27 protein-coding genes are annotated in these 25836 nt (G+C 59.5%); 25 read left to right on the forward strand and 2 right to left on the reverse strand.

From position 1 onward, the window contains the following. Position 1 precedes the first annotated feature (1 nt). Both BLW69_RS07645 and fliP read left to right on the forward strand, forming a co-directional pair. The gene (locus BLW69_RS07645; RefSeq protein ID WP_092661182.1) at positions 2–508 is read left to right on the forward strand and encodes a flagellar basal body-associated FliL family protein; all 507 of its coding nucleotides are present in this window, start codon (positions 2–4) and stop codon (positions 506–508) included. Next, positions 505–1242: a flagellar type III secretion system pore protein FliP gene (gene fliP / locus BLW69_RS07650; RefSeq protein WP_062453804.1), complete on the forward strand. Its 738-nt coding sequence runs from the start codon at positions 505–507 to the stop codon at positions 1240–1242. The genes BLW69_RS07645 and fliP overlap by 4 nt, the downstream gene beginning before the upstream one ends. Before the next feature lie 105 nt (positions 1243–1347). On the opposite strand, the gene BLW69_RS07655 is transcribed toward fliP, so the two are convergent. Then, positions 1348–2226 (reverse strand): flagellin N-terminal helical domain-containing protein, encoded by an 879-nt coding sequence (locus tag BLW69_RS07655; protein WP_092661184.1) that lies wholly within the window; start codon positions 2224–2226, stop codon positions 1348–1350. A gap of 279 nt (positions 2227–2505) precedes the next feature. Next, positions 2506–3384 (reverse strand): flagellin N-terminal helical domain-containing protein, encoded by an 879-nt coding sequence (locus tag BLW69_RS07660; protein ID WP_092661186.1) that lies wholly within the window; start codon positions 3382–3384, stop codon positions 2506–2508. A gap of 585 nt (positions 3385–3969) precedes the next feature. Between BLW69_RS07660 and BLW69_RS07665 the strand changes: the two genes are divergently transcribed. The 23 genes from BLW69_RS07665 (at position 3970) to folD (ending at position 25807) form a co-directional block, all read left to right on the forward strand. Then, a complete protein-coding gene (locus tag BLW69_RS07665; RefSeq protein WP_092661188.1) occupies positions 3970–4854 on the forward strand; it encodes a flagellin N-terminal helical domain-containing protein in 885 nt (294 codons plus the stop codon). 303 nt (positions 4855–5157) lie between these two features. Beyond that, positions 5158–5805: a hypothetical protein gene (locus BLW69_RS07670; RefSeq protein WP_092661190.1), complete on the forward strand. Its 648-nt coding sequence runs from the start codon at positions 5158–5160 to the stop codon at positions 5803–5805. After that, positions 5802–7010: a MotB family protein gene (locus BLW69_RS07675; RefSeq protein WP_092661192.1), complete on the forward strand. Its 1209-nt coding sequence runs from the start codon at positions 5802–5804 to the stop codon at positions 7008–7010. The genes BLW69_RS07670 and BLW69_RS07675 overlap by 4 nt, the downstream gene beginning before the upstream one ends. Positions 7011–7016: 6 nt before the next feature. After that, positions 7017–8297 carry a chemotaxis protein gene (locus tag BLW69_RS07680; protein WP_092661194.1) on the forward strand — a complete coding sequence of 427 codons (1281 nt, stop codon included), beginning with the start codon at positions 7017–7019 and terminating at the stop codon, positions 8295–8297. After that, entirely contained in the window at positions 8294–9868 is a 1575-nt protein-coding gene (locus tag BLW69_RS07685) for a flagellar hook-length control protein FliK (RefSeq protein ID WP_092661196.1), read from the forward strand. The genes BLW69_RS07680 and BLW69_RS07685 overlap by 4 nt, the downstream gene beginning before the upstream one ends. Positions 9869–10037: 169 nt before the next feature. Further along, a complete protein-coding gene (locus BLW69_RS07690) occupies positions 10038–10553 on the forward strand; it encodes a transglycosylase SLT domain-containing protein (protein ID WP_062454870.1) in 516 nt (171 codons plus the stop codon). A gap of 271 nt (positions 10554–10824) precedes the next feature. Further along, positions 10825–11496 carry a response regulator transcription factor gene (locus BLW69_RS07695; RefSeq protein WP_062453796.1) on the forward strand — a complete coding sequence of 224 codons (672 nt, stop codon included), beginning with the start codon at positions 10825–10827 and terminating at the stop codon, positions 11494–11496. Between the two features lie 179 nt (positions 11497–11675). Continuing rightward, positions 11676–12944, forward strand: a complete 1269-nt coding sequence (locus BLW69_RS07700) for a flagellar hook protein FlgE (RefSeq protein WP_092661198.1) — start codon at positions 11676–11678, stop codon at positions 12942–12944. Between the two features lie 16 nt (positions 12945–12960). Beyond that, entirely contained in the window at positions 12961–14400 is a 1440-nt protein-coding gene (gene flgK / locus BLW69_RS07705) for a flagellar hook-associated protein FlgK (RefSeq protein WP_062453794.1), read from the forward strand. A 3-nt stretch (positions 14401–14403) separates the two neighbouring features. Further along, positions 14404–15432: a flagellar hook-associated family protein gene (locus tag BLW69_RS07710; protein WP_092661200.1), complete on the forward strand. Its 1029-nt coding sequence runs from the start codon at positions 14404–14406 to the stop codon at positions 15430–15432. Between the two features lie 48 nt (positions 15433–15480). Next, complete coding sequence (flaF, locus tag BLW69_RS07715) at positions 15481–15828, forward strand: flagellar biosynthesis regulator FlaF (RefSeq protein WP_062453792.1); 348 nt, start codon at positions 15481–15483, stop codon at positions 15826–15828. Next, on the forward strand, positions 15825–16274 hold the full coding sequence (gene flbT, locus BLW69_RS07720) for a flagellar biosynthesis repressor FlbT (protein WP_062453791.1): 450 nt from the start codon (positions 15825–15827) through the stop codon (positions 16272–16274). The genes flaF and flbT overlap by 4 nt, the downstream gene beginning before the upstream one ends. Continuing rightward, positions 16265–16696: a flagellar hook assembly protein FlgD gene (gene flgD, locus BLW69_RS07725; RefSeq protein WP_092661202.1), complete on the forward strand. Its 432-nt coding sequence runs from the start codon at positions 16265–16267 to the stop codon at positions 16694–16696. Before flbT ends, flgD begins: the two co-directional genes overlap by 10 nt. Before the next feature lie 156 nt (positions 16697–16852). Next, on the forward strand, positions 16853–17119 hold the full coding sequence (gene fliQ / locus BLW69_RS07730) for a flagellar biosynthesis protein FliQ (RefSeq protein ID WP_062454868.1): 267 nt from the start codon (positions 16853–16855) through the stop codon (positions 17117–17119). Between the two features lie 202 nt (positions 17120–17321). Beyond that, positions 17322–19406, forward strand: a complete 2085-nt coding sequence (flhA, locus tag BLW69_RS07735; RefSeq protein ID WP_062454866.1) for a flagellar biosynthesis protein FlhA — start codon at positions 17322–17324, stop codon at positions 19404–19406. Continuing rightward, complete coding sequence (gene fliR, locus BLW69_RS07740; protein ID WP_062453789.1) at positions 19403–20155, forward strand: flagellar biosynthetic protein FliR; 753 nt, start codon at positions 19403–19405, stop codon at positions 20153–20155. Before flhA ends, fliR begins: the two co-directional genes overlap by 4 nt. Positions 20156–20179: 24 nt before the next feature. After that, positions 20180–20599, forward strand: coding sequence for a hypothetical protein (locus BLW69_RS07745; RefSeq protein WP_062453788.1), 420 nt, complete (start codon positions 20180–20182; stop codon positions 20597–20599). 30 nt (positions 20600–20629) lie between these two features. After that, a complete protein-coding gene (locus BLW69_RS07750; RefSeq protein ID WP_092661204.1) occupies positions 20630–21202 on the forward strand; it encodes a rod-binding protein in 573 nt (190 codons plus the stop codon). Between the two features lie 19 nt (positions 21203–21221). Beyond that, positions 21222–21587, forward strand: coding sequence for a hypothetical protein (locus BLW69_RS07755; RefSeq protein ID WP_062453786.1), 366 nt, complete (start codon positions 21222–21224; stop codon positions 21585–21587). Then, a complete protein-coding gene (locus BLW69_RS07760; RefSeq protein ID WP_092661205.1) occupies positions 21587–22123 on the forward strand; it encodes a hypothetical protein in 537 nt (178 codons plus the stop codon). Before BLW69_RS07755 ends, BLW69_RS07760 begins: the two co-directional genes overlap by 1 nt. Before the next feature lie 145 nt (positions 22124–22268). Then, complete coding sequence (locus BLW69_RS07765) at positions 22269–22862, forward strand: hypothetical protein (protein WP_092661207.1); 594 nt, start codon at positions 22269–22271, stop codon at positions 22860–22862. Positions 22863–22945: 83 nt separating this feature from the next. Next, complete coding sequence (locus BLW69_RS07770; RefSeq protein ID WP_092661209.1) at positions 22946–24778, forward strand: GumC domain-containing protein; 1833 nt, start codon at positions 22946–22948, stop codon at positions 24776–24778. 129 nt (positions 24779–24907) lie between these two features. Continuing rightward, on the forward strand, positions 24908–25807 hold the full coding sequence (gene folD / locus BLW69_RS07775) for a bifunctional methylenetetrahydrofolate dehydrogenase/methenyltetrahydrofolate cyclohydrolase FolD (protein WP_092661211.1): 900 nt from the start codon (positions 24908–24910) through the stop codon (positions 25805–25807). Positions 25808–25836 lie beyond the last annotated feature (29 nt).

Below are 25836 nucleotides of genomic sequence, written 5' to 3' on the forward strand. Positions count from 1 at the left end.
CATGACCGACGCCAGCCTCACGGCGGATCAACCAGCGAAGAAAAAGTCTTCCCTGGTGATGACTGCGGCGGCCGTACTGGGACTGACGGTCGTCGGCGTGGGCGGAGGCTGGGTTGTCGGCAAGATGATCGTCCCGTCGCCGGTCGTGGAGGAGGCACCTGCCGCCGGTCATGGCGCAGCCGCGGCTCCTGCCGGGGGAGGGGAACACGGCGCCGCTGCCGGTGCGAGCCACGTCCGGCCGCTGGAACCGATCATTGCCAACCTCGCCTATCCTTCGGACAGCATGGTCCGCCTCGAGGTTTCGTTAATATTCGGTGAAAACATCGATGAAGCGGTGGCGGCTTCCATTCAGGAAGATATACTCGCCTATATGCGGACCTTGTCGCTGCAGCAAATTCAGGGGCCACGCGGCTTCGGTTATCTCCGAGATGACCTGAAGGAACGCGCCAAGCTGAGGTCTCAGGGCAAGGTTGCTGATCTGGTGTTCAGGACTTTCATCATCGAATGATTCGTTTTCTAGCCGTTCTTGCTCTCTTCGCTGCGTTACCCGACGCGGCGAATGCGCAACAGTCTGCCCTGGACATGCTGAACCTGCCGGTCGACGGCTCGGTTTCCGCCTGGATCATCCGCACCTTCGGCCTGCTGACGGTTCTATCCATCGCGCCCGGCATCCTGATCATGGTGACGAGCTTCCCGCGCTTCATCATCGCCTTCTCGATCTTGCGGTCCGGCATGGGCCTGTCGACCACACCGTCCAACATGATCCTGACCAGCATGGCGTTGTTCATGACCTTCTACGTCATGGCGCCGACGATGGACCGTGCCTGGCAGGATGGCGCACAGCCGCTTTTGCAGAACCAGATCAACGAGGCCGAAGCGATACAGCGGATCGCCCAGCCGTTTCGCGAATTCATGATCGCCAATGTCCGCGACAAGGATGTGGCGCTGTTCGTCGACATCGCCCGGGAACGCGGCCAGACGGTCACGCTCGGCGCGCAGACGGATTACCGCGTGCTGATCCCGGCATTCATGCTGTCGGAAATCCGCCGCGGCTTCGAAATCGGCTTTCTCATCGTCCTGCCATTCCTCGTCATCGACATGATCGTTGCCAGCATCACGATGGCGATGGGCATGATGATGCTGCCGCCAACCTCGATCTCGCTGCCGTTCAAGATCCTTTTCTTCGTCCTTATCGACGGCTGGAACCTTCTCGTCGGCTCGCTGGTGAGATCGTTCTCGTAAGGCACGGCGCCTTCTCCAAGGCGAAGTTTTATTCCCGGACAACGAGACGAAAAAAGGCCGCGCATTGAGCGCGGCCTTTCTTTCGTATGTTGAACCAAACGCGTCTTACTGGAAGAGCGTGAGGATGTTTTCCGAGCTGGAATTCGCGATCGACAGCGACTGGACAGCGAGCTGCTGCTGCGTCTGCAGGGCAGACAGCTTGGCAGACTCTTCTTCCATGTCGGCGTCTACGAGACGGCTGATGCCCTCATCGATGGCGTCCGAAAGCTGGTTGGAATAGTCTGTCTGGAGATCGATACGTGTAGTCAGAGCACCGAGAGCGGCGCCGCCGATGGTCATGCTCGCAAGAGCAGTTTCCACAGTGTCGAGCATCGCTGCGATGTCGGTTTCGTCAGTGATCGTGGCGAGATCGATGTCCATGGTGTCGTTGAGGACGCCGCCGGTGCCGACGCCGCCGGACACGTCATCGAACAGAGCATAGGTCGGGATGTCGTAGGAGGCGGACGTGACCTTGACTGTACCGTCATCGCTGCGGATGAAGCCGTCTACGACCGTACCGCCGTCTGTCTGGTCGCCAGTGACCATCCAGTTCTCGCCGCTGAAGGAAGCGCCCTGCGCGATCGACGACAGCTGTTCCTGCAGCTTGTCGATTTCGAGCTGGATCTGTTCCTTGTCGGTCGAGGTTTCCGTTGCCGTAACCAGCTTGGCCTTGATCTCGTTAACGACGTCGATGGCGCTTTCCATCGCGGCATAGGCCGTGTCGACCTTCGCAGCGCCAACGCCAAGCGCGTCGGTAGCGGAGTTGAGGGCCTTCTGGTCGGAATTCATTGTGGTGGAGATCGACCAGTAAGCAACGTTGTCCGATGCTTTGCTGACCTTGTAGCCGGAAGAAACGCGGTCCTGAGTGTCTTCCAGGCCCTTGTTGATGTTGCTGAGCGTCTGAAGTGCAGAATTCGCTGCAGTGTTGGTAAGGATACTCGTCATGTTACTAAACCCCTAGGCAAAACAAAAAGGAGGGGACATTCCGGAAGCACCGGAAAGCGGCCTGAGTGCATCATGCCAGTCGGAAAATACTCACTCATTCCGGCCCGCCGCTTAGATGAGCTTAGATAACAGCATTAACGTTAATGAAGTCCGAAGGCTGACGATCTTTGACGAGAAAAAATATCTTTCTTTACCATGACCCGATCGAAGGGACGAAAAAAGCCCCGGGGATGACCCGGGGCTTTCCTTGAATAAACCAGAAGGTGAAGGCTGGTCTTCTTACTGGAACAGCGAGAGCACGTTCTGCGAAGAGGAGTTCGCAATCGACAGCGACTGGATGGCGAGCTGCTGCTGGGTCTGGAGGGCAGACAGCTTGGCAGATTCTTCTTCCATGTCGGCGTCGACCAGGCGGCTTACGCCTTCTTCGATCGCGTCCGACAGCTGGCCGGAATAGTCCGACTGCAGGTCGATACGGGTGGTCAGAGCACCAAGTGCGCCGCCAGCGATCGTCATGCTCGAAAGAGCCGTTTCAACGGTTGTGAGGTAGGTTGCGATGTCCGTGTCGCTCGTCGAGTCCGTGAGATCGGCAGTCGCCATCAGATCGCCGAGGATACCGCCGCTGCCGACGCCGGCTGTGACCGAGTCAAACAGTGCGTTGGTTTCGATGTCGTAGGTTGCCGTCGTGACCTTGACAGCGCCGTCTGCGTCGCGAACGAAGCCGTCGACAACGCTGGCAGAGTCCTGGTCGCCCTTGACGATCCAGTTTTCACCGCTGAACGAAGCGCCTTCGGCGATCGAGGACAGCTGTTCTTTCAGCTTGCCGACTTCGAGCTGGATCTGAGCCTTGTCGGTCGAGCTTTCCGAAGCGGTAACAAGCTTCGCCTTGATTTCGTTGACGACGTCGATGGCGCTTTCCATGGCGGCATAGGCGGTATCAACCTTGGCAGCGCCAACGCCCAGAGCGTCGGAAGCAGCGTTGAGGGCGCCCTTGTCGGAATTCATCGTGGTCGAGATCGACCAGTAGGCAACGTTGTCCGAAGCCTTGCTCACCTTGTAGCCGGTCGAAACGCTGTTCTGCGTCTGCTCCAGGCTCTTGTTGATGGTGCTCAGTGTCTGAAGAGCGGACGAAGCAGAAGAATTAAAGTTGATGCTAGTCATGGATTGTCCCCTTGGACTCTATACAAAAAAGGAGGACATACCGGGTTCGGTAGTGTCACCGGCAAATGACGGTCCGGCTTCATGCCTCTTGTTCCTTACCGGATCCAAGCCCGTCATCTAGGCTGCAATTTCGCAGCCATTCCTTGCCAAGGTCTTAAATCTGGCGGCATTGCTAAAACAGCTTCCAGCGTGGTTAATGACTTCAAAACAACAGCAAAATCACGCCGTTGCAGGTATGTTCGCCAAGCTGTCCGGAGGTGTAACGCGCAGCGGCGTTGGAGCCGCGTTTCAGCTGCGGTGGAACGATGGGATCCTTTCCACCTCTATCCTGCGAGCAGACCGTGGAGGCATTCGTTCACGCTCCCGCAAAACCTACCGCCCATTAATCTTCGTTCGCGAAAGCTGAAAATGTTCCAGCCCGCGTTAACTTTTGTTCCCGCTTTAACCCTCCATTAACCATAAGATGATTTTCTGTATCCATCGCAACGGCGAGCCGAATGCAAGGGCGCGGCAGGCATGAAGCTGATCGTCGTTACCGGAACACCCGGGATGCCCTCCCATCCAATGCCATAAGGGGCAGTTTTAATGACCAGCATCTTGACCAACAACGCCGCAAACTCTGCACTTCAGACGTTGAGGGGTATCAACGATAGCCTGGAGCAGGCGCAGAGCCGTGTATCCTCGGGCTATCGCGTATCCGAGGCCTCCGACAACGTTGCCTACTGGTCGATCTCGACCACGATGGGTTCCGACAAGGACGCTTTGGTGGCTGCGACCGACGCTCTGGGAGTTGGTGCTGCAAAGGTCGATACGGCCTACGCCGCCATGGAAAGCGCTATCGACGTCGTCAACGAAATCAAGTCGAAGATCGTCACCGCGAACGAAAACTCGACCGACAAGGCACAGATCCAGCTTGAAATCACCAAGCTGCAGGAACAGCTGTCCTCGATCGCCCAAGGCGCTTCGTTCAGCGGTGAAAACTGGATGGTCGCCGCTACCGGCGCCGACCCGGAATCGGTCGTCGACGGCTTCATCCGCAACGACGACGGTACAGTCGAAGTCACGACGGCATCCTATGACGTTGCAACCAACGCCATGTTCGGCTCCATCGATGCCGACGGCGTCGGTTCGGGCGGTCTCCTTGGCGATGTCATGGACATCACCCTGACGGCCGCCACCACGGACACAGAACTCGCAGAATATCTCGACAATGTCGAACTGGCTCTCTCCAGCCTCACGGATGCTGGTGCTGCCCTCGGCGCGCTGACCACCCGTATCGACCTTCAGACCAGCTATGCCGGAACTCTGACGGATGCGATCGAGGAAGGCATCAGCCGCCTCGTCGACGCCGACATGGAAGAAGAGTCTGCCAGACTGTCTGCTCTGCAGACGCAGCAGCAGCTGGCCGTCCAGTCGCTGTCGATTGCAAACTCCAGCTCCGAGAACATTCTTACGCTCTTCCAGCAGTAAGATTGAACATACCAGCGAAATTATGCCGGCCGCGCTTTCGAGCGCGGCCGATTGCATTTGCGGTACGGCTCTTGCGGCGTAGGTGTCAGGTATCTGGTGTCGTCGCACCTTGTCGTTCAGGTTCACGAGGACTGCATCATCCTCGCACAAGTTTAACTTCCTAATTTCTGATCTATTCCCATGGCGAACTCCGCCGCCCCGGCGATCGGGCGCGGGCCGGAGGCCGGTGTGGAGCATCACAGAACGGGCGATGCGTGAGACGTTGCGGCCTTGTTCCGCAAACGACGTTGATGGAGTGCGTTGATGAATTCCCCACTTGCGCGGTATCTCAGAGATTTCGGCGCCGAGGCTGCGCTGCTTGCGGCCCCGATAGAAACGCCCTCTCACTTTGCGTCGCCCGCCGAGATGCCGGCGCTGGAAAGCTTTGCGCAGACGGTAGAAGTCGATCTCGACGCCGAGCGTCGCGAAGCCTATGATGAAGGTCATCTTGCGGCGACCCAATCCTTGACGGCGAAGCATGCCGAAGACCTCGAGGCGCTGAAGGAACAGCATGCGCGGGAGATCGAACAGCAGCGTCTCCAGTTCGAGGACGGGTTGGCCGATTATCTCTCGAAGGCTCTTCCGGATCTCGCGTCGCGGCTCTCTGCCGAACTGTCCGAGGCGACGGCCCGAGTTCTGTCTCCCTTGCTCAAAGAACAGGTGATGCGCGGCGCTATCAACGAGCTTGTCGAGGAGCTGAAACCGACGCTCGCCAAGGAAATTCTGGAGCAGATTACGGTCTTCGGACCGGTGCATCTCTGCGATCTTCTCAAAGTCCAGCTAGAGGAGAAAGGCGATGCGGTGTCTTTCGTCCACACAGACGACACCGACATCCGCGTCGAGATCGGTGATTCGCTTCTCGTGACGCGCCTTTCTGCCTTTGCCGCCGACCTTGAGAGGGTGCTGGCATGAGCGAAGCTGAGAACCATCATCACGGCAAAAACGAAATCATCATCATCAAGCGTCACCGCGGCGATCACGACAGCCATCACGGCGGTGCGTGGAAGATTGCGTTCGCCGACTTCATGACCGCCATGATGGCCTTCTTTCTCGTCATGTGGCTGGTCAACGCCGCCAATGAGGAAACGAAGGCATCGCTCGCGAGCTATTTCAATCCCGTGCCGCTGTCTGACGACACGCCCGCATCCAAGGGCATCAAGAAGCCGTCGGATCAGGCCAAGGGCGAAGATTCCGACAAGAAGTCCACCGTGGAGAACGACAAGACGGGCGGCGGCAAGGCGGGCATGGATGGCGAGTCCATTTCCGCCTCTGGCGACGACATGACCTTTTCCGAAGCAGCTCTGTTCCAGAATCCCTATTCCGTGCTTGCCAGCATCGCTCAGGAAGTGGGCCAACAGGCCAATGTCAGCACGAAGGGCGAGGGCGGCGCGAGCGATTCCGGTCCGTCCACCGGTGCGGATGGCGGAGAAGCCTATCGTGATCCTTTCGATCCGGATTTCTGGAGCAAGCAGCTCGACACACCGGCGCAAGCCAAGCTCGCTTCGGACACGAGTCTGCCGGGCGAGCAGGCGAGCGCCTTTTCCCAGCCGCCCGCCGTGGAAACTGTCCCAGTATCGGTAAAGCCGGATGCCGTCTCAGCGCCCGATGCTTCCGATGCATCGGTCAAGACGGCAAAGGCTGAACTCGACGCCGCCGGGCAGGACAAGGCCGAAGAGCTTCAGAAGGAAATTCAGGCGCAGGTCGCCGGGATTGCCGGCAAGCTGGCCGAGGGCATTGTGGTGCAGCCGGCCGAAGGCGGCACGCTGATCACGATCTCGGACGAAGCAAATACCGCGATGTTCAATGTTGGATCCGCATTGCCCGGCAAGGAGCTCGTGCTCGCCATGGAAAAGATCGGCAAACTCCTGGCCGCGCGTCCAGGGTCGGTGATCATTCGTGGCCACACGGACGGACGGCCTTTCAAGGGACGCACCGGAGACAATTGGAGCCTGTCTATGTCCCGCGCGCATGCGGCCTATTACATGCTCGTGCGGGGCGGCTTGAACGAGGAGAGGGTAAAGCAGGTCTCTGGATTTGCCGACCGGCGACTTCAAAACGTCGAAGATCCGATGAGCGGCGCCAACCGCCGTATCGAAATCCTGCTGGGCAACGGATAAATCGAGATGATGCGTTCGCGCGATTGCCATAGCTTGCTGCGCTCACTGGTCGCCGGGGTTTTTCTCGCCGCTGCGGGCAACGCCGTGGCCAGTGAGGATCTTGAGCCATACAAGATGATCCGCTCCCTGCAATATCTGCAGGACGCGATCGTCGCGGGCGATCATTCCGCCAACGAAATGCAGCGCTTCCTTCTCAAGACACTCGACCAGCGGCTACGCACGGCATCACCTGATGTGTTCAAGGATCCCCGCAACGTCGATGCGGTTTTCGTATTCGCCATGAGTGGCGGCAATCCGCAGACGCTGGATTTTCTTGCGGCACGGGATGTCGACGGTGAATTCGATGGCCGGTTGGCGCGCGTTCTCCGTCGCTATTTCCAGGGGCGGGGCCTGACGGCGGTCGCTGCATTCGAGGGGTTGGTCAAGGAGTATGGCACAAGCCCGGTTGGCCCCTATCTGGCGCTCGTCGCCGGCAACATCACGGCGAATGCCGACCCCGCCAAGGCGATCGGCTATTTCGATCAGGTTCGGCTGCTCGCACCCGGGACCAATCTGGAAGAGGCAGCGCTCAGACGGTCGCTCGCCGTGATCCTACCGACGGAGCCGGGCAGGGGCTTCGATCTGGCGGCGAAATACGTCCGTCGTTTTCTCTATTCTCCCTATGCCAGCCAGTTTATCGACATGTTCGTGCAACTTGCCACTGACGATGACGGCAAGGGTGACCGGAGCCGCTGGACCGACGTCGTCTCATTGATGGACGATCCGCGCGCGCACGAGTTCTACCTCCGGGTATCCAGGCGCGCCTTGCTCGCGGGCAACAAGGATCTGGCTCGCTTTGCGGCATTGAACGCGGAACGTCTCTCCCCCAGTCCCGGTTCGGAGAACAATGCGATCGGGCAGCTGTATGGCGATCTTGCCAGCATTTCGTCCAGTAACGTTGTGGAAGCGGCAAAGAGTCTGTCGCAGATCCCGGATGGCGCGCTCTCGGAACGCGACAGGAACCTGCGCGCGGCAGCACAAAAGGTCGTCGAACAGATTTTGATGGCGCCCGAAACCTCGAGCGTATCGGCAGAGCCTGTGGCCGCCCAGACGCAAGCGGCAGGCCAGGCGCCGACGGCGCCCGCCGCAATGCCTAAAGCGCTGGCGCCGACCACGTCTGCGTCGGCCGCACAGCCCGCGGCAGCCACTCCCAATCCGGAGATGGAGGCGAGCCTCCAGACCTATGTCGACCAGAACCGAATGAAGCTGAAGCAGATCGACGACCTTTTGAGCGAAGAGGCACAATGATGACGAACGTAGCGAATGCTTCGGTTAAGACAGTATCAGACGGTCCGGTCGGAAATCTCTTTGGAAAGGCATCGTCGCAGAACGGTGAAGCCGGGCAGTTCGCCCAGGTGCTCACCGATGCGGATGCCGATACCGGAAAAACGACCGAGGACGGCAAGCCCGTCGCCGAGGACGGATCCGAGAGCGGAACGGTCTCGCTCGGCAGCTCCCGCTTCAAGTCGCTCACCGACCTGACGTCGCTCGCTGCAAACTTCAAGGCGACGGACCCGGCGGAGACCGCCCCACCATCTAATGCAACGCCGACCCCGGCTACAGCCGAGGTGCCGATCGCGGACCCGCAGCTGCAATTGCAGCAGCCGGCCGCCCAACCCGTTCCGGCACCGACCACAGATGTCGCTGTCAAAGACAACCTTGGCGGAAAGACCTCGCCCGAAGTCCCATCCGGTCAGGACCAGACTGGCAGCCAGGACCCTGCTAGTGGGCAGATAGACGTCACGCAACTTGTCGCCGCTGCGACCAAGCGCGTCGCGACGGCCACTGTCGAGAATGGCAAGGCGAAGGCCGCAGACCCAACGTCGAGGGACGTGACGGATGATCAAGGCGAGGGAGCGGCCCTCGCGACCGCTGTGCCAGATTCAACGGCTGCGCTCTCAACAGCGGCACTGCTCAATCTGACGGCCAGCGTCGAGACCGGTAACCCGGCCCAGTCCGCGGATATAGCCGCACTGTCGGCCATGATCTCCGTGACCGAGACGGGGATCCCGAACGATAAGACGGACGCCAGCATGCCGTCCGACGACACGGATGCTGCCACGTCCTTCGATTTCCTCGATACGGGCGAGGCAGAACCCCAGACAGACGTTAAATCCTACCGCTTCCAGAAAGCCGGAGATGCGATTGCGGCTGTCAGCCTGTCGATCGTCACAGGCGCGGACGGTGGATCCGACCTGCAGGACAGCCTTCCAGGCACAGCCAACACCGAAACCGTCACGGTTCTCGACTCGCGACGCTATCTCGGCTTTGGCGTCGGCGAAAATGCCAGCAATCTTTTGAGTGCCGCCTCCAGCAACAGGGAATGGACCGCGGCCATGCAGCCGTCTTCCGCTCTGACCGATCCGACCCGCACATCCGGCACGGGCAGCGTGGTCAATACGCTCAAGCTCCAGCTGACGCCCGACAATCTCGGCACCGTGACCGCGCATATGCGGCTGGTGGGAGATCAGCTGAGCATCCATCTTACCGTCCACAGCAGCATGGCTTATCGCGAGCTCAGCGATGACAGCAAGCCGATGCTCGATGCCTTGCGGGCCCAAGGCTTCAACGTCGACCAGGTGACCGTCAGCATGGCACCGTCGACCGACAGCTCGAACTCGTCTGCAGACCAGCAGCAGGGCGGCAGCGGCGCCCAGACACAGCAGCAGCTCGCCCGCGACGGCGAGGCAGCTCGCCAGCAGGGACAGGCTCAGGGTGGCCGCTCCAACGACGGCAATCGCAACGACATGGAGAAGCGCAATGAGACTGTCGTTGAAACTGACATCGGCAGCGCTGGCACTGGCGACATTTACCTGTAGCGCGGTCGAAACCCGCGCCTGGCAGCTCTACGCCACCCAGCAGCCTCCTCAGCAGGCAGACGTGCCCAACGCCGCGCAGCCGGGGACGCAGAAGCGCGCCGGCGCGCCGCAGCGGCGCGATCAGGCCCGAACCGCCCAGCCAGGGACTGGCCAGGCTGGAAACGGCAAGATCACCTCGGAACAGGTCAGCATCTGCGAGGCCCAGATCCAGGCCGCAGCGCGCAAATACGGCGTCCCTGAAGGCATCCTCTACTCGGTGGGACTGACAGAGACCGGACGCAAGGGATCGCTCAGTCCCTATGCGCTGAATATCGAAGGCAAGGCCTATTTCGCGTCGTCTGTGCAGGAGGCAATGCAGCTCTTTACCCAGGCGAAGAGCACGGGCGCCAAGCTGATCGATCTCGGCTGCATGCAGATCAATCACCACTTCCATGGCGAGGAGTTTGCCTCGGTTCCGGACATGCTCGACCCGAGAAAGAACGTCGAATATGCGGCGCTATTTCTGAAACGGCTGCACGACAAGCACGAGACATGGACGATGGCAGTCGCCAGATATCATGCCGGTCCCAACAACAATCCGGCGCAGCAGCGCTATGTGTGCCGGGTGATCGCCAATCTTGTTGCCACCGACTTCGGAAAATGGACGCGGAACGCGACGAATTTTTGTGGTCCGAGCGCAACCTGAAATAGAAATTAGTGAAATCTAATATCTGTTTACGGCTGCCGATGAGAGAATGCGTTCAAACTGCGTTTTCAAGTGAGCATTTTCTCAAAAATTAATTTTCCACCGCGCATTATGCGGAGGCCACACTTTATCCACTAGATCTAGTACCAAATCGGCGCAACATGGTTAATCAATTATTAGCAAGCCCCTGTTACTTCCTCTAGTTGCCCAGATTCCTGACGATTCGTATCACTCTCTCACAGAGATGCGATATTGATTCGGAGGCGGACGAATGATCGTAGTGGTTGATGAACGAGAAATAGTGAAAGACGGTTACACGTCTTTGTTTGGGCGCGAAGGCGTTCCTTCTACCGGGTTTGATCCGGAAGAATTTACAGATTGGGTGAATTCGGCAGCGGAAGCCGATATTGCTGCAATCGAGGCGTTTTTGATTGGTCAGGGCGACCTGATCCATGATTTGCCACGGGCAATCCGTGGACGCAGCAGTGCACCGGTAATCGCTGTCAGCGATCAGCCGTCCCTGGAATCCACGCTTGCGCTTTTCGACTGCGGTGTCGACGATGTTGTGCGCAAGCCGGTTCATCCGAGGGAAATTCTGGCACGGGCAGCGGCTATCCGCCGCCGACTGAACGCGGTTGCCAATCACACCGACATCGGCGCGATCCGGGTTTTCTCCGATGGCCGCGATCCCGAAGTCGAAGGCGAAGCGTTTGCACTTCCACGGCGCGAACGCCGCATCCTGGAATACTTGATTGCCAATCGCGGCCGTCGTGTTTCCAAGTCGCAGATCTTCAACGCCATCTACGGCGTGTTCGACGAGGACGTCGAAGAGAACGTGGTCGAAAGCCACATCAGCAAGCTTCGCAAGAAGCTTCGCAAGAAACTGGGCTTCGATCCCATCGATTCGAAGCGGTTCCTAGGATACTGCATCGACTGGAAATAACACTGAAAATGGCACCCAAATATGAGGTGCCATTTTTTTTGCGTGCTCGATTTGTCATTTTTGTCAGACAGATAGGGCCCTCGACTTCGACGCAGATCAGCGCTCGATGCAAGCACGCAGACAGCTTCACGCAAGGCCCATCCCCTAAAGTCATAAGCCTAAGTGCAACGAGGATTGCTATGAGCCTTTTCGGAACTATGAAAACCGCCGTATCGGGCATGAATGCGCAGGCAAACCGCTTGGGCACCGTTGGCGATAACATTGCTAACTCGTCAACGACTGCCTACAAAAAGTCGTCCACGCAGTTTTCGTCGCTAGTGCTGCCATCGACGGCCGGCTCATACAATTCCGGTGGTGTCGAAACCAGCGTGAAGTATTCGATTTCTGAGCAGGGTGCTCTCGAATACACCACGTCAGGATCCGATCTTGCCATCCAGGGCGACGGATTTTTCGTCGTACAGAATTCAGCGGGCGAGACCTTTCTGACCCGTTCCGGCGATTTTACGCCGAACGAGCAGGGCAACCTGGTCAACTCTGCCGGCTATACGCTCCTCGGTTACTCCTACGATTCCGGAACCCCGACGACCGTCGTCAACAGCTATGACGGCCTGGTCCCGATCAATGTCGGCGGCTCGGAACTGAGTGCGGTCGCGTCGACCTCCGGGTCGCTCTCCGGCAACCTCAACAGCGCGTCCGATGTCGTCGCCGCCGACCTGCCGGCCGACAACACCGAAGATGTCGACGTCGACATGGACAGCACGCTGAAGACGTCGCTGACCAGCTACGACAGCCTCGGCAACCCGATCGTCTACGACTTCTATTTCTCGAAGACGGCTGCAGGCGAATGGCAGCTCAGCGTCTATAACGCAGCTGACGCAAGCACGACCGGCACCGGCAGCTTCCCTTATGGCGGTGATGGCGAACTCGCCAACCTGTCGCTCGCGTTCAATTCGTCCGGCAAGCTTGAAACAGTTGACGGTGCCGAGGAGCTTTCTGTCACGGTCAACGGGATCAAGTTCGATCTCGCCGGCATGACGCAGCTGTCGGCCAAGTCGAACATCTCGAGCGGCAGCGTCAACGGCAGCGCGCCGAGCTCCATCTCCAGCGTCAAGATCGAATCTGACGGCACGATCAACGCGGTCTATGCGGACGGTTCGTCGAAGTCGCTGTACCAGATCGCCATGGCGACGGTCGAAAGCCCCGACAACCTCGAAGTCTCCTCCGGCAACGTCTACCGCACGACGAGTAGCTCCGGCGTGGTCACCCTCGGCTTTGCCGGCTCCAGTGGATTTGGCGAGATCGTTTCGGGCGCGCTCGAAACCTCCAACGTCGATCTGGCCAACGAACTGACCGAGATGATCGAAGCGCAGCGCAGCTATAGCGCCAATTCCAAAGTGTTCCAGACCGGTTCCGATCTGATGGACGTACTGATTAATCTGGTCCGGTAGTTTCAGGAGTTAAGCGATGTCACTCGCATCGGCACTGAGTACGACAAAGAATATCTTGAACAACACCGCCACGCAGACGGGGGTGTTGTCGACAAACGTTCAAAACGTCGGGAACAGCGATTACAACCGCCGTTCCGCCGCGACTGTCACGAACGCCTATACCGGTGCCACGACCGTTCAGACAGCGCGGACGGAAGACGCCGCGCTGCTGAAGCAGACACTCTCGTCTACGGCCGACGATGCGGGACAGCAGACATTGCTGGCCGGACTGGAATCCGTCTACACAATCATGGGCGGGGACGGGTATTCGCTTGCTCCGTCCACGGCACTGTCCGAACTGCGGGACGCGCTGCAGACCTACGCGGCGACCCCCGGAGACGTGACGCTCGCTTCGGCTGCGGTCAACTCGGCGGTCGATGTTGCGACGGCTCTCAATACCAGCACCACCGAAGTGCAGCAGCTTCGCGCTGGCACCGACGCCCAGATTTCCGGCCAGGTTGACAAGCTCAATAAGCTGCTTGCGCAGTTCGAGCAGGCCAACAAGGCAGTTGTGACGGCGGCTGCGGCCGGCACCGACGGCAACAATGCTCTCGATACCCGCGAAAGCCTGCTCAAGCAGATTTCCGGCATCGTCGGCATCAGCACCGCGACGCGCGACAACAACGACATGTCGATCTATACGAATGGCGGCATCACGCTGTTCGAAAGCACGGCACGGCCTGTAACGTTCGATTCGACTGCGGGTTACGATGCAACGACAGTCGGCGGCGCAGTCTATATCGACGGCGTGGAGCTGAAGGCCGGCCAGAGCAGCGACACGACGGCGCAAGGGTCGCTTCAGGCACTCGTCCAGCTGCGTGACGAGGTCTATCCAACGTACCAGGACCAGCTGGACGAAATCGCCCGCGGCCTGATTTCCCTGTTTTCCGAAACAGATGGCGCAAGCCAGATCGCCGGTCTTTTCACGACGACCACGGGCGACGAAGTCGATTTCGAAACGGCTGAGATCATCACCGGCCTGGCTGGGATCATCACGGTCAATGCCGAGGCGGTCGCCGACCCCACCAAGCTCAGGGACGGCTCGATTTCGGGTGCCAGCGTCAACACCGAAAGCGCGAGCGGCTTTTCCACGTTGCTCAGCGAATATGTCTCGGGCTTCGAGACTTCCATGGAATTTGATCCTGCCGCCAAGATCGGCGACAAGGCCACATTGCTGGATTACTCAACGGATTCAGTCGGCTGGGTCGAGGAATACCGGAGCGGAGCCACGAATGCTGCGGAAACCACGACGGCCATGCTGTCGCGTTCAACCGAGGCCTATTCCAACGCAACGGGCGTCAATCTCGATGAGGAACTGATCCTCCTCCTCGATGTCGAACAATCCTACAAGGCGGCCTCAAAGCTCTTGTCGACCATCGACGAGATGCTGGCGGCGCTGATGGAGGCTGCGAACTAAGTCATGAAGACGACATCCATCTCAACCCTGTCCGTCAGCCAGACAATGCAGCTGACCGTACAGAACTCGCAGACCGAGATCGCCAAACTGCAGAAGGAATCGGTCAACGGTACCTATGCGGATACGGGTCTGGAACTCGGTACGCGGACGTCTGCAAGCCTCGATTACGGCCGCGAGTCATCACGGCTGCAGGCAATCATCGATTCCAATTCGCTGACCAATCAGCGAATGGATTCCTCGCAGCTTGCGATGGAGCAGATGTCCGACTCCGGCCAGACGCTGCTGGATTCGCTGGTCGCGCTCTCCGGCAGCAGCGACAAGACGAGCTTGCAGGTTTCTGCCGATACGGCGACGTCCGTGCTCGAGAATTTCGTCAGCTACGCAAACGTCTCGGTCAATGGCGAGTATCTGTTTTCCGGCATCAACACCGATGCCGCGCCTCTGGACGACAGCTTCATCACCGACCTGACGGACGACTTCAACACGCAGTTTTCGAGCTTCATGTCGGCCAACGGTATCTCCAGCGCATCGGATATATCGTCCAGCCAGATGGCGACCTTCCTCGACGACTATACGTCGTCCTTCGACTGGTCCGGCTGGACAAACGCGTCCGACACCAAAATGACCGGTCGTGTCAGCACGTCTGAGACCGTCACCACTTCGACGAGCCTGAATGCCGATGGCTTCAAGAACCTCGTTCTCGGCAGCCTGATCACGTCCCAGTTGGCAACGGCGGGCCTGTCCGCCGATGCACTGAACAAGGTCAACGCGACCGTTACCAATCTTGCCGGCCTATCGGTGTCCGGCATCGATGCTGAGCGCTCTTCCATGGGGCTTTCCCAGGAGCGCGTCGAAAAGGCCAATACCGCCATGTCGGCGCAAATGGATATCATCAACACCCAACTGACAGATCTCGTCGGCGTGGATACTTATGATGCTTCGGTGCGTCTCAACACGTTGTTGACGCAAGTAGAGACCTCATACACCATCACCTCCAAGATCCAGGGACTGAGCCTCGTCAACTATCTATAATGGGTAGTTGCCCCGCGGCATTTGGTTTGCAACATGAAGGAAGCAAGCATGTTCCAGTTTGCGTATGCCGAGGTAATCAAGGATGACCTCGCAAGCGCTAGAGAGAGAGAACGCCAGGTTCTGGCCCGCTCCATTGAGCTCCTCTCTGCAGTCCCGAACAAATCGCATTATGGACGCGAGGCCGTCGAGGCCATCCATTATACGCGCAGGGTCTGGACCCGGTTTATCGAAGACCTCAACCAGCCCGACAACGAGCTCGGCATCGAGCTGCGCGCAAAGCTGATCTCCATCGCCCTTTGGATACTGAAGGAATGCGAACGCATTCGTAAAAAGCAGTCCGACAATTACCAGGGCATTATCGACGTGACTACCATCATCAGGGATGGCCTAAGATGAAAAGCACACTGCGTATCTCGCTGAAGTCCGGCGAAAAGATCTTCATCAACGGCGCAGTCCTGCGTGTTGATCGCAAGGTTTCTCTCGAATTCCTCAACAACGTCACGTTCCTGCTGGAAAACCACGTTCTCCAGCCCGAGGATACGACGACCCCGCTTCGTCAGCTGTACTTCATCGCACAGATGATGCTGATCAATCCGGAAGGCAAGGACCAGGCCGTGACCATGTTCCGCCGGTCGGTCATGATGCTGCTCGCATGCTTCCGCAATCCGGAAATCATCGACGAGCTCAAGCAGATCGATGCGCTTGTCGCCTCCGATCGCGCTTTTGAAGCACTGAAGGCAATCCGCGCGCTCTATCCTGTCGAAGAGCGCATCCTGAACAGCAAGGAAGTCGCGCCGGCTGCTATCGCCGGTCTGCGCAAGGAGATGGGGCTATGGCAGTAGATACGGTATCGTCCGCAACCTCGACGACTGCAACGAGTTCGTCGAAGGCTTCATCCGCTGCGGCAAGCGCTTCGCTCGATTACGACGCTTTCCTGCAGCTTCTGATCGCCCAGATGCAGAACCAGGATCCGACCGATCCGCTGGATGCCAGCGAACAGATCTCGCAGCTGGCAACCTTCTCGCAGGTCGAACAGTCGATCCAGACGAACACCAACCTGGAAAGCCTGATCGCACAGTCGTCGCTATCGAACGCCTCGTCCTATATCGGCAAGACGATCACCAGCAGTGATGGCAAGACCAGCGGTGTGGTCGAATCGATCGAAGTCACCTCTGACGGTCTGGTTGCAACGACCGAGGCTGGCAAGGAGATCACGATCGGCGACGGCATCACGATATCTGCGACGAAGTCCTCGGAGTCCTGATCCGACTGAATTCCTGAAATTGCAGGCGAGCCTGCGGTTTTGCCGGGGGCAGTACCGGTCGCTCAATTGCATTGGCGGTCGGTGGCTGTCATCATCCGCATGCGATTCGCGCCAGATGATGATGGCTACGACACCAATGCCCCGGATGATCCTGCAATGAATGAAGCCGATGCTCTCGACATGATGCACTCGGCGATATGGACGATTCTCATCGCCTCAAGCCCGGCAGTGCTGACCGCGATGATTGTCGGCATGGTCGTGGCGCTCATTCAGGCGCTGACGCAGATCCAGGAAATGACACTGACATTCGTGCCCAAGATCGTCGCCGTCATGCTGGCGCTCGGGATTGCCGCTCCCTTCATCGGAGGCCAGATCTCGCTTTTCACCGATCTCGTCTTTTCGCGCGTCCAGTCCGGTTTCTAGCGCACGGCTGCCAAGACTGCCAAGGCTGCGAGGCTTGCTCGCACGCTTCGCCTGCGATGATGGCGGACACCCTCACACAAGCTTCGCTGCCTAGAAGGGATCTGTCGCAACAGGTCCGGGCATTATCATGTCTTGCTTTTTGCGCGATCCATGGGCGCAGCATGCGCCTTTCTAATCTCATGAAGAGATACCGCATATGGCAATGACGAAGACGTCCATTACCCCCGTGAAGGCCGCGCCGAATGGCCGCGATATCGGCTTTGCCGTCGGTATCATGGCCATCCTGTGCATCCTGTTCCTGCCGGTGCCGGTCTTCATGATCGATATTGGGTTGGCTTTTTCGATCGCCTTTTCCGTTCTGATCCTGATGGTGGCGCTGTGGATCCAGCGGCCGCTGGACTTCTCGTCCTTCCCGACGATCCTGCTGATCGCGACGATGATCCGGCTGGCGCTCAATATCGCCACCACGCGCGTCATTCTTTCGCACGGCCACGAAGGCCATACCGCCGCCGGCGGCGTGATCGCCGGTTTTGCGAACCTCGTCATGTCCGGCGATTTCGTGATCGGTCTGATCGTCTTCCTGATCCTGATCGTCGTCAACTTCATCGTCATCACCAAGGGTGCGACGCGTATCGCCGAAGTCGGCGCGCGCTTTACCCTCGACGCCATTCCCGGCAAGCAGATGTCGATCGATGCCGATCTCTCAGCCGGCATCATCGACGAGAAGGAGGCGCAGCTGCGCCGCCGCGAGCTGGAAGAGGAAAGCTCGTTCTTCGGCGCCATGGACGGTGCCTCCAAATTCGTACGCGGTGATGCTGTCGCCGGCCTGCTGATCACCACGATCAACGTGTTCGGCGGCATCATCATCGGTTACTTCCGTCACGGCATGGAAATCGGCGAAGCCGCCGACGTCTTCGTCAAGCTGTCGGTCGGCGATGGTATCGTGTCGCAGGTTCCGGCGCTGATCGTTTCGCTCGCAGCCGGCCTGATCGTCACCCGCGGCGGTACCCAGGGTTCCACCGACGTAGCTGTTATCGGCCAGCTGAGCGGCTATCCTCGCGCGCTGTGGGTCGCAGCCGGCATGATGGCGACCTTGGCACTGGTGCCCGGCCTGCCGTTCATGCCGTTCATGACGCTTGCATTCCTTCTCGCCGGTGCCGGCTGGGTCATTCCGAGGCAGATCGAAGCCGAGAACCAGAGGGTGCGCGAAAGCGAGGAAAAGAAGGTCGTCGAGAACCGCGAATCGGAAAAGGATTCGGTCAAGAACGTCCTCAAGACGGCAGAAATCGAACTGGCGCTCGGCAAGCAGGTCTCGCCGCGTCTTCTCGGCGCACACCAGGAACTCGGGTTCCGCGTCGGCAAGATGCGCAAGCGGTTTGCCACGCAATACGGGTTCGTCGTGCCGGAAATCAAGGTCGTCGACGATATCCAGATCCCGGAAAAGTCCTACCAGATCCGCATCCACGGAACGACGGTCGCCAGCAGCACGCTGCGACTGGGCGAAGTCCTCGTCATCGTCGGAAAGGATCGCAAGCCGTCGGTTCCCGGCGACGAGGTTCGCGAACCCACGTTCGGCATGCCGGCCGTCTCGGTGCTGGAGCATTTCGTCGAGGATCTGAAGCGGGAGGGTTTCCACCCGATCGACAACGTCTCGGTGCTTCTGACCCATGTCAGCGAAGTCATCCGCAACAACCTGCCGCAGCTTTTGTCCTACAAGGACGTCAAGATCCTCATCGAGCGTCTCGATCCGGAATACAAGAAGCTTGCCGACGAGATGTGCTCGTCGCACATGTCCTATTCCGGCCTTCAGGCGGTTCTCAAGCTTCTGCTTGCCGAACGCGTCTCGATCCGCAACCTGCACCTCATCCTCGAAGCGCTCGCCGAACTCGCGCCGCATGTCCGCAAGACCGAGCAGCTCGTCGAGCACGTGCGCGTCCGCATGGCCCAGCAGATCTGCGGCGATCTTGCCGACAACGGCATCCTGCGCGTCCTGCGTCTCGGCTCCAAATGGGACCTTCTGTTCCACCAGGCAATCAAGCGCGATCCGAAGGGCGACATTATCGATTTCGACATCGATCCGCGCTCGCTCGAGGAATTCAGCGAACAGGCGGGCAAAGTCATCCGTGAATACATGGACAAGGGCATGCCCTTCGTACTTGTCACGTCGCCGGAGACACGCTCTTATGTGCGCATGATCATCGAGCGGCTGTTCGCAACCCTTCCCGTCCTGTCGCATGTCGAGCTGGCAAAGGGCACCGAGATCAAGGTACTTGGATCGATCTCATGATAACGGACCCGCAGGGCACGGTCATCGCTCTCTTTCTTGCATTCTGTCGAATCGGCGGCTGCATCATGATCATGCCCGGGTTCTCGTCCGCCAGATTGCCCATGGAAGTCCGGCTGTTTCTATCGGTGGCGCTGTCCATGGCGGTGCTGCCGATGGTCTGGGACACGATCTACCCCAGGGTTTCCGGTGACGCTGCGGGTCTCGGCCTGCTGATTGCGTCTGAAACCCTCGTCGGGGCCGTGTTCGGCCTGATCGCCCGCCTTTATGCGTCGGGCCTGCAGTTTGCCGGCGCCGCCATCGCCATGTCGATCTCCTTCAGCGGTCCGCCCGGATCCGACGTGCTGGAAGATTCGTCGGAAAGCCAGCTGACCAGTCTTCTGACTCTGTCCGGCCTGCTTGTCCTGTTTATGCTGAACTTCCATCACATCGTCATCAGGTCGCTGGTCGATTCCTACACGACAATCCCGCTCGCCGAAGGTCTCAATCCGCGGCGCATCCTGATCACTCTGACGGATACGTTGTCGGCCACGTTCATGATCGTCCTGAGGCTGATGAGCCCCTTCCTCGTCTACGGCATCATGTTCAACGTCGCTGTCGGAATGATCAACAAGATGGCGCCGCAGATCCCGGTCTACTTCATCTCGACGCCGTATGCGCTGATGGGTGGTATCTTCCTGCTCTATCTCGGCATCGCCTCCATGATCGAGGAATTCGTGCGCGGGTTTCCGCTTGTATTCACCGGGCTGTAGGCAAGGCTTCCAAGGAGGACGCGCGTGGCAGGCAACAAGAAATCCGACAAGCTGCGGCGTCTGGTCGATGTCCAGCGCCAGCTAGAAAAGCTCGCCGAGTTCGAGCTCAGCACCACGGTGCAGCGCAAGGCGGAAATCGATCAATCCATCGACACGACTGTCGATGCGCTGTCCTCGACCGATCCCGTACACCAGCAGTTCTCCAAGAATTACGCCGACCGGCTGACACGCCTGTTTTCGCGAAGCCAGCAGATCGTTGCCCAGCAGAAGGCGCAGGAACAGCGGGTCCTGCGCGAAAAGACCAAGGGCGACCGGCTGGAGGAGCGCATGGGCGACGCAAAGGAGCTGGAAGGCCGGCTTGCTGAGGACGAGCGCATGTACGATCTCGTCGATCTCGGCCTGATGGTCTCCACACCAGCTTCCAGCAAGCTTGATAAGGGATGATCCAGTTCGCTAAATAATGAGGAACTGGAATTGGCTATTTCCCCCCCGAGCGATCTTGTCCTGGATGTTGTCCAGGCCGCAGATCCGGGCCTGCTTCAGGCCGCACGTGAAAAGCTGAAGGCAAACGAAGCAACGGCGCAATCGGTCATGCTGGCCTCCAACGGTGTGGGTTTCGCCCAGGCCGTAAGCCAGACTGCCAAGTCCGCAGGGTCCGCCGGGTCCGACGCCACGGTCGAAAACGTCCGTGTTTCGCGCCACAAGGATATTCCGGAGACCTACCGGAAGTTCGAGGCAAGCGTTGCCTCCACGTTTATCCAGAACATGCTTCCATCCGAGAGCGAAGAAGTCTTCGGCAAGGGTTCCGCCGGCGATTTCTGGAAAGGCATGATGGCGGAACAGATTGCTGATGCCGTCTCCAAGCAGGGCGGTTTCGGTATTGCCGAAAAACTATTCTCGCAGTCGGTTCAGCAAGCACGTGGCACGGCACCGAATGCCAAGACCGATGAAGGCGATCGCCAGATGGCGGTGGGCATGATCACTGATTTCCAGCGGCAGATCCTGTCTCCGTCGGAAAACGCCGGCGCAGCCAAGAAATCAAATTAATTAACATTAGAAGGTTGATATGGACGTCGTTTCCACTGACTACCGCATCAAGACCGTGCTCTCCCGTCTTGAGATGATCATCGATAACGAGAATGATCGGATTGGCCGCGACTCCGGCTTCGACCTCAAAGTGTCGAACGCCCACAAGAGCCGCTGCCTCTATGAACTGACGACCCTGTTCCGCGGACCGGACGTCAAGGAAACGTCGGCACCTTATCTTGGTCAGTTGCAGGGCCTGAAGAAGAAGCTGAAGCTCAACGCCCAGCGCGTCGAAGCGCATCTCGAAGCCGTCCGCGCCGTTGCCGACATCCTCAAGAACGCCGTCAAGGACATGGACGCCGACGGCACCTATTCGGAACATCAGTTCCGGTTCGGCACGTCCTGATGATCAAGGTTCTGCTGATCGGGCTCTGGGTCTGCATCGCCACGATCGGTGGCGTGTATGTCTCTGCGCAGATGTCGAAGGCGCCCGTGGCGACCGAGGCGGAAGCCGCGGTCGTGACCACGATCGTGCGAGGCAACCCGGTCAGCCTGCCGGTCATCAACAATGGCGCGGTGCAGGGTTATTTCCTTGGCCGCATCTCGCTTTCGGTCGACAGCATGAAGTCCAAGCACGTTCAGCTTCCGATGGAAGTCGTTCTGACGGACCAACTGTTCTCGCTTCTGATGGGCGAAAAGATGATCGACCTGAAAAGCGTCGGCACTTTCGATCCGGAGGCCTTTCGCATGAAGATCAAGGACGGCATCAACGCCAAGCTCGGCGATACGGTCGTCGCCAACGTGTTGATCGAACAGCTCGACTATATGTCGAAGGAGACGATCGACACGAACACGGCAAGACGCGGCAGCAACCCCATTCCGGCCCAGAAAATCGTCGAGGGCGTCAAGGTCGAGGCACCGGCGGCAGCTCCGGCGCACTGAGCATCCGTCGTTCCAGATCAGGCATCCCGCTTCAACGGCCATGTCTTTTCGACACATCACTCGCATTTTAACGGTTGGCTTCAAAGCCGGTTCAGCGCTTTCCGCTAGGCTCCAGGACGACTGGATTTTCGAGCGGAGAGCACACGTGAACGCCTCGGTACACATCAACGCCTTCAAGGCAGTCCCGCAGGGTCTGGGCAACGGCATCGAAGAGCTGAGCTGGACTGCCGCATTCGAGCGTGCGGAGGCCATGCTCAACGATCCACATCCATCGTCGACCATAACGTTTTCACGCGGTCTCGTCGAATATCGGACCCTTTCAGAAACGGGTGAGAGCGTTGCGCGCGCGCGGCTTCCCGTTCGTGGCAGCGTACGTCTGGCCGGCATATCGGCACGCCTGTTCGGCCCCGGCCTGCGTGACCGCTTCACCGCCTCGGCCTTCGTCCCGGCGTTCCTGACATTTTCCGAGAAGAACCGCCGCATCGGCCTGGTTGGCAACGACGTGGCGATTCTCAAGCCACTGCGCACCGCGTTCTCCCGCCATGCGCCCTGGCACCGTTTCGAGACTGTCGATCCGTCGTCGGTTCTCGAAGGCGGCTTTGATCTCGTGATCGCCGATCTTCGCCGTCCACAGGATCTCGATCGCCTCGTCCATCTGCCGGCCATTGCCTCCGCAGCTCTGACGATTGCCGCAAACGATGATCTCTTCCGGCTGCCGGGTCAGATTTCGCGTCGTTAACGCTTTCTTTGCCATGGAAATTTAGACTGTCTTAAGAAAATCGGAGCGCTTCGGTGCTGCCCGCGAAACAAGACGGTCTTTCCATGGATAATTCTGAGATCGAAAAGCCCGAAAGCCTGCTCGAGGATAGCGCCCGGGACAACCTCCCGGCGCGGCGCGCACTCCCGTCCGCGCTGCTCGGGATCGGTCTCCTGACGGCCCTCGGAGGCGTGGCGCCGCTCGTCCTCTTCGGCAGCAGCGAGGCGACGTTTACCGCCCAGACGCAGCTGAAGGTCGGGGCCGTCAGCGATCAGACCGTATCTGCTGCGACGGGGCAGCTTCTCGCCAGAACCACGATCGACAATCTCATCCATGCCCTGAACCTTGGCAAGGACAGCAGTTTTGCGACCGAACCCCAGAGCGTGACCGGCCTTCTCTACGAAATCCTGTCCGGCACCGGGACGACGACCCTGCAGGACGAAGCGGGTCTGCGCGACCGCCTGACCCGCGCAATCACCATTTCATACGACCGCAGCAGCACGGATCTGCGCATTGCGGCGACGGCCGGAAAGCCTGAAGAGGCCCGCCAGATCGTCGGCATGCTGGGCAATGCCGTGCCGACAGCGTTGTCTGTCGGCGCCTTCGATGGCCGCGACCCGGCCGTCGAAGCCCTTCGCGACACGCTTGGCCGCGCGGAAGCGGCGCTTTCAGGGTTTGTCAGCCGAACCGGCAAGGACAAGGTTGCCGAACTGAAAAGCCGGGCCTCCGAAATGCGCGACCTGAGCCGCGATGTCGAGCTGGCCGAGAGCGATCTCGTCGATCTGAAAGACAGGCTGAGCCAGGCCTCCGCCATGAAGGTCGCCGACGTTCTGAACAAGCCTTTGCCGGACAGTCTGGACTATACCGGCCTCGAATATCAGCGCCAGCGGCATGTGGAAGCACAGCTTGCCGTCGATCAGCTTTCCAGCGATCTCGGCCCGCTTCATCCGCGTTTCCAGGCAGCCGAAGCAGTGCTTGCGCAGGCGCGCCTCTCGATCCAGGACGCGTTGAAGCAACTGGTGAAGTCGCTGAACAGCCAGCAGGTGCATGCCGCCGCGCAGCTCGCGGAACTTCGCGCCAAGCTGGAACAGCTTTCCGCAGACAAGACGGTGTCTGACGAGATCGCAGCGCTCTCGGGGCTGGAAACGGCCGTTGCGGAAGCGCGCGACAATTACTCAAGCGGCCGGTTCAACAGCCCCGGTTCTTCCAAGCTGGTCGCCGCCCCACGGGTGCAGATATCAAAGCCTCTGACCGTCACCCCCAACGAAGCACCAGCGACCGTCTGGCTCGGCTTGCCCTGGTACGCGCTGAGCGGTCTTGGCGCCATGGCTGGCCTGCTTCTCGGCGCTGCCGGCGCAATGCTGATGGGACGCCGTTCGTCGCCGGAGCCCGCGATCGACCATCTCGAGGCAGAGCATGCGCCGATTGAGATGGACGGTGTCGAGGACATCGCCGCGCTGCCGATGGATGCGCGTTGGGCCGCCGATCTGGATCTTACCGATGAGTCCGAAGAGATCGCAGCCGCCTACGAATATGACCACGGTCCAGGCTCCGACGCCTGGGCGCAGGACGTCGAGACCGATGCCGTGTCCGAGGATTACAGACACGAAATGGAGGAGCGCGAGGCCGCCAATGGCCTGCCGCTGTCCGCTCAGCTTCGCGAACTGCTGATGGCAAACAGACAGCCTTACGATCAGGCCGCCGTTCCACCGCTTCTCGCGGTCGCAATTTCGGATCCGCACCGGCATGCGATGCGGGAGGAAGAGCTTGCCTATTCCGAACTCTCGCATGAGGATCGCCGGGCGATCGAGGAATTGCAGCTCCTGCGACAGGAAATGATAGAACTGCGCGACCGGGTGCAGACCTACTCCGAACTGCGCACCGCGTCGGGACGATAGGGCAGGCACGGGTCACCCGGATCAAGATTTGACCTTGCTTTTGTTTGCTCCCGACAGCATTAGGCGCAGGTGAGCCAGTTCGGGCAGTAGCCTCCGGCTTAGATCTGTTCGGTCAACGGGAGATGGCACGTGGTCACGGTAATCGACGGCAAGCAGGCGGCAGCATCGGTCATTTCGGCAGTCACGGAGGCAGCGGAAGGTCTCGAACGGGCCGGCGGCGCAAAGCCCGGCCTCGCAGTCGTCATCGTCGGCAACGATCCGGCCAGCCACGCCTATGTCAGCTCCAAGAGCCGGATGGCGAAGCAGTGCGGCTTCAACTCGATCCAGCACACGTTGCCGGAAGAGACGACGCAGGAGGCGCTTCAGTCTCTCGTCGATACGCTCAACGCCGATCCGGCGATCCATGGCATTCTCGTCCAGCTGCCGCTTCCGAGACATCTCGATCAGGAGCCGGTGATCCAGTCCATCCTGCCGGAAAAGGATGTCGACGGCCTCAACATCGCCAATGCCGGCAAGATCGCCACCGGTGACCTGACGACGGGCATGATCTCCTGCACGCCGGCCGGCTCCATGCTGCTGGTCAAGCGCATCCATGGCGAAGACCTGTCCGGGTTGAACGCCGTGGTGATTGGCCGGTCCAACCTGTTCGGCAAGCCGATGGGCCTGTTGCTTCTGGCCGCAAACGCCACCGTCACCATGGCGCATTCGAAGACGAAGGATCTCGCCGCCGTCTGCCGCAACGCCGATATCCTGGTTGCCGCCGTCGGTCGGCCCGAAATGGTCAAGGCGGATTGGGTCAAGCCCGGCGCGACCGTGATCGATGTCGGCATCAACCGGGTGCCGGCACCGGAAAAGGGCGAGGGCAAGACCCGTCTCGTCGGCGACGTTGCTTTTGACGAGGCCTCAGAGGTCGCCGCAGCCATCACACCGGTTCCAGGCGGCGTCGGTCCGATGACCATCGCCATGCTGATGGCCAACACCGTAATCGCCGCCCATCGCGCCGCCGGGCTGCCTGCGCCAAAGTTCTGATTTCGGACCATTCATCACATTCAAGGCGC

This window comes from Rhizobium sp. NFR12 (assembly GCF_900108545.1).
Taxonomy (GTDB): domain Bacteria; phylum Pseudomonadota; class Alphaproteobacteria; order Rhizobiales; family Rhizobiaceae; genus Neorhizobium; species Neorhizobium soli.

Bases quoted from the DNA above. Each gene is read 5' to 3' on its own strand.
- BLW69_RS07645 (WP_092661182.1), top strand. From the start codon at position 2: ATGACCGACGCCAGCCTCACGGCGGATCAACCAGCGAAGAAAAAGTCT.
- fliP (WP_062453804.1), top strand. From the start codon at position 505: ATGATTCGTTTTCTAGCCGTTCTTGCTCTCTTCGCTGCGTTACCCGAC.
- BLW69_RS07655 (WP_092661184.1), bottom strand. From the start codon at position 2,226: ATGACGAGTATCCTTACCAACACTGCAGCGAATTCTGCACTTCAGACG.
- BLW69_RS07660 (WP_092661186.1), bottom strand. From the start codon at position 3,384: ATGACTAGCATCAACTTTAATTCTTCTGCTTCGTCCGCTCTTCAGACA.
- BLW69_RS07665 (WP_092661188.1), top strand. From the start codon at position 3,970: ATGACCAGCATCTTGACCAACAACGCCGCAAACTCTGCACTTCAGACG.
- BLW69_RS07670 (WP_092661190.1), top strand. From the start codon at position 5,158: ATGAATTCCCCACTTGCGCGGTATCTCAGAGATTTCGGCGCCGAGGCT.
- BLW69_RS07675 (WP_092661192.1), top strand. From the start codon at position 5,802: ATGAGCGAAGCTGAGAACCATCATCACGGCAAAAACGAAATCATCATC.
- BLW69_RS07680 (WP_092661194.1), top strand. From the start codon at position 7,017: ATGATGCGTTCGCGCGATTGCCATAGCTTGCTGCGCTCACTGGTCGCC.
- BLW69_RS07685 (WP_092661196.1), top strand. From the start codon at position 8,294: ATGATGACGAACGTAGCGAATGCTTCGGTTAAGACAGTATCAGACGGT.
- BLW69_RS07695 (WP_062453796.1), top strand. From the start codon at position 10,825: ATGATCGTAGTGGTTGATGAACGAGAAATAGTGAAAGACGGTTACACG.
- BLW69_RS07700 (WP_092661198.1), top strand. From the start codon at position 11,676: ATGAGCCTTTTCGGAACTATGAAAACCGCCGTATCGGGCATGAATGCG.
- flgK (WP_062453794.1), top strand. From the start codon at position 12,961: ATGTCACTCGCATCGGCACTGAGTACGACAAAGAATATCTTGAACAAC.
- BLW69_RS07710 (WP_092661200.1), top strand. From the start codon at position 14,404: ATGAAGACGACATCCATCTCAACCCTGTCCGTCAGCCAGACAATGCAG.
- flaF (WP_062453792.1), top strand. From the start codon at position 15,481: ATGTTCCAGTTTGCGTATGCCGAGGTAATCAAGGATGACCTCGCAAGC.
- flbT (WP_062453791.1), top strand. From the start codon at position 15,825: ATGAAAAGCACACTGCGTATCTCGCTGAAGTCCGGCGAAAAGATCTTC.
- flgD (WP_092661202.1), top strand. From the start codon at position 16,265: ATGGCAGTAGATACGGTATCGTCCGCAACCTCGACGACTGCAACGAGT.
- fliQ (WP_062454868.1), top strand. From the start codon at position 16,853: ATGAATGAAGCCGATGCTCTCGACATGATGCACTCGGCGATATGGACG.
- flhA (WP_062454866.1), top strand. From the start codon at position 17,322: ATGACGAAGACGTCCATTACCCCCGTGAAGGCCGCGCCGAATGGCCGC.
- fliR (WP_062453789.1), top strand. From the start codon at position 19,403: ATGATAACGGACCCGCAGGGCACGGTCATCGCTCTCTTTCTTGCATTC.
- BLW69_RS07755 (WP_062453786.1), top strand. From the start codon at position 21,222: ATGGACGTCGTTTCCACTGACTACCGCATCAAGACCGTGCTCTCCCGT.
- BLW69_RS07760 (WP_092661205.1), top strand. From the start codon at position 21,587: ATGATCAAGGTTCTGCTGATCGGGCTCTGGGTCTGCATCGCCACGATC.
- BLW69_RS07770 (WP_092661209.1), top strand. From the start codon at position 22,946: ATGGATAATTCTGAGATCGAAAAGCCCGAAAGCCTGCTCGAGGATAGC.